The following is a 2,448-nucleotide window of genomic DNA, read 5'->3' on the forward strand; positions in this document are numbered from 1 at the left end:
CCGGGGTCGAGGTTGCCGAGCGGGCCGATCGGGTGCCAGCCCGGACCGACGATGTGGCCGGGGTGCAGCGACAGGTCCCCACCGAGCTCGGCGCGGATCCGGCCGAGCAGCCGCAGCGCGGTCAGCGAGTGCCCGCCCGCGTCGAAGAAGTCGTCCTCGACCCCGAACGACGGCAGGTCCAGCACCTCGGCGAAGAGTTCGCAGAGCCGGCGCTCCCGGTTGTCGGCGGGCGGCCGGGACTCGGTGGTGACCGGGGTGGGTGCGGGCAGCGCGGCGGTGTCGAGTTTGCCGTTGACGGTCAGCGGCAGCACGTCCACGACGGCGTACAGGGACGGGACCATGTAGGACGGCAGGCGCTCGGCCAGGGCGGCCTTCACCTCGGCCGGGGTGGCCGGGCCGACCAGGTAGGCGTGCAGGGCCCCGCCGCGGGCCAGCACCGCGGACTGCCGGACGCCGGGCACCGCCGAGACCGCCGTCTCCACCTCGCCCAGTTCGATGCGGTAGCCGCGGATCTTCACCTGGTCGTCGGTGCGGCCGAGGAAGTCCAGGTTGCCGTCGGCGCGTTCGCGGACCAGGTCGCCGGTGCGGTAGAGGCGGGTGCCGTCCGGCCCGGCGACGAACCGGGACGCGGTCAGGCCCGGCTGGTTCAGGTAGCCGCGGGCCAGGCCGGCGCCGGCGATGTAGAGCTCGCCCGCTACGCCGGGCGGGACCGGCCGCAGCCAGGCGTCGAGGACGTGGCCGGTGGTGTTCCAGATCGGCTTGCCGACGGTGGCGGTGACGCTGTCGTCCGTACCCCCGCCCAGGGTGTTGATCGTGTATTCGGTCGGGCCGTAGAGGTTGTAGCCGGCCACGCCCCCGGTGTCGCGCAGGACCGTCCAGAGCTTCTCGGAGACGGCCTCACCGCCGAGCAGCACCAGGCACGGCCGGTGGTCGCCGTCGAGCAGGCCCTCGTCCAGCAGGGCCTGGGCGTACGTCGGGGTCAGGTTGACCACGTCGACCCGGTGGGCCGCGCAGTAGGCGACCAGGGCCCGGCCGTCGCGGCGCAGTTCCTCGTCGGCGACGTGCACGTGGTGGCCCTCGACCAGCCAGAGCAGTTCCTCCCAGGACATGTCGAAGGAGAAGCTGACCGTGTGCGCGATGGTCAGCACCCGGCCGCCGGCCGCCGCCACAGTCGGCGCGAAGATCGCCTCGCGGTGGTTGAGCTGCATGTTCGTCAGCCCCCGGTACGGCGTCACGACCCCCTTGGGCCGCCCGGTGGACCCCGAGGTGTAGATGACGTACGCGGGCCGGTCCAGCCGTCCGGGCGTACCCGGGGCGAAGTCGGCCAGCCACGGCTCGCCGACCTCCTCGTACAGCCCGGCCAGCGACTCCAGCACGACCAGCGGCCGGGCGTCGTCGATCATGTCCTGGCGCCGCTCGTCCGGCAGGTCCAGATCCAGCGGCAGGTACGCGGCCCCGGCGCGCAGCACCGCGAACAGCGCCACCACCATCTCGATGCCCCGGGGCAGGGCGAGCCCGACGATCGTCTCCGGGCCGGCCCCCAGCGACCGCAGTCCGCGGGCCACGGCACTGACCCGCCCGTCCAGCTCGGCATAGCTCAATGTCACGCCGTCATGGGTCAGCGCGGCCCGGGCCGGGGTGTTCGCGGCCTGCTCGGCGAGCATCTCCGCGATGGTCAGGTCGGGGATCTCCGCGGTGTGACCGAGCAGGGCGGGCGCCCCCGACAGCGGCACGGCGGCCACCGGCGCGTCGGCGTCCAGGGTGTGCAGCACCTCGGCGAACCGGTCGAGCAGGGACCGGGCGTCGGCCTCGGCGACCACGTCGGAGCGGTACTCCAGGCGTACCCGTAGCTCCCGTCCCGGGGTGACCACCCAGGTCAGCGGGTAGTGGGTGGCGTCCACGGCCTCGACCCCGACGATGCCGTGCTCGGTCTCCAGGTCGGTGAACGTGTCGTCGTCGAGGAAGTTCTGCAGCACGTACAGGCTGTCGAAGAGCGGGCCGCGCCCGGCCGCGCGCTGGATGTCGCCCAGGCCCAGGTATTCGTGCGGCATCAGGTCGATGCGCTCGGCCTGGACCCGGCGCAGCACGTCGCGGACCGGCTCGGCGGCGGCGAAGGTGACCCGCTGCGGCACGGTGTTGAGGAAGACGCCGACGACCTCCTCGATGCCGTCGAGGTCGGTCGGGCGCCCGGCGACCGTGGTGCCGAAGGTGGCCTCCGTGCGGCCGGAGGCGTGCCCGAGCACGAGCCCGAGCGCGGTGCTCAGGACGGCGTTCAGGGTGACGCCCGCGGCCCGCGCCTGCTCGGTGAGCCGGGCGGTCTGCGCCTCGGTGAACTGCACGCCGAGGCTGGTCGCGAGCACCGGCTGGGTGCCGGCGGCCGCCGGGTAGAGGATCGTCGGCTCGCCCAGCCGCTCGGTCCAGGCCCGCTCGGACGCCTCGTTGTCCTGC

The 2,448-nt window shown here is 73.9% G+C and carries 1 protein-coding gene; it reads right to left on the minus strand.

Features of this window, described 5'->3' with window-relative positions; all coding sequences use genetic code 11:
• On the minus strand, window positions 1-2,448 hold a 2,448-nt coding region (locus AB0C29_RS43505), incomplete at both ends, for an amino acid adenylation domain-containing protein (protein WP_360833535.1).

The organism is Actinoplanes sp. NPDC048791 (assembly GCF_040650095.1).
Lineage (GTDB): Bacteria > Actinomycetota > Actinomycetes > Mycobacteriales > Micromonosporaceae > Actinoplanes.